This is a genomic window from Paraburkholderia sp. SIMBA_027 (assembly GCF_046535315.1).
GTDB classification, from domain to species: domain Bacteria; phylum Pseudomonadota; class Gammaproteobacteria; order Burkholderiales; family Burkholderiaceae; genus Paraburkholderia; species Paraburkholderia tropica.
Genome location: NZ_JAWRWY010000137.1, coordinates 1 through 408 on the forward strand (window position 1 = coordinate 1; position 408 = coordinate 408).

The window sequence follows — 408 nt, forward strand, 5'->3', positions numbered from 1 at the left end:
GGTTTTGAAGATAGAAGTATTCCGTATGAAGAATTATTCGGAAAAGGTGGCTTCCAAGATGCACAATTTGAGACATCGGACGGACGTAGAGGAATTGCAGTTTACTATACATGTAAGGACACCCATCTGACCTACAAATTCTTTAAAGACTTTGTGATGCAGCACTTCAACCGATTACCAAAACTGAAAGACTTGTACTTCAATATTGAACGTCCTATTACAGACATTTGTATAGATATGGAACAAAATGGATTCCTAATAGATATGGAATTTGCTAATAGGTATGGACAGAAATTACTACATCAAATTACACGCTTAGAAAAGGTACTGACAATCGTTTTTGGTGGGATTAATATTAATAGTCCTTCACAATTAGCAACAGCTTTATATGATACTTTGAAGCTTCCT

General features: G+C 35.3%; 1 protein-coding gene. It reads left to right on the top strand.

The features are described 5' to 3' along the window. Window positions 1-408: hypothetical protein (locus SB764_RS38480; RefSeq protein ID WP_410866532.1), on the top strand; the 408-nt coding region annotated here is incomplete at both ends.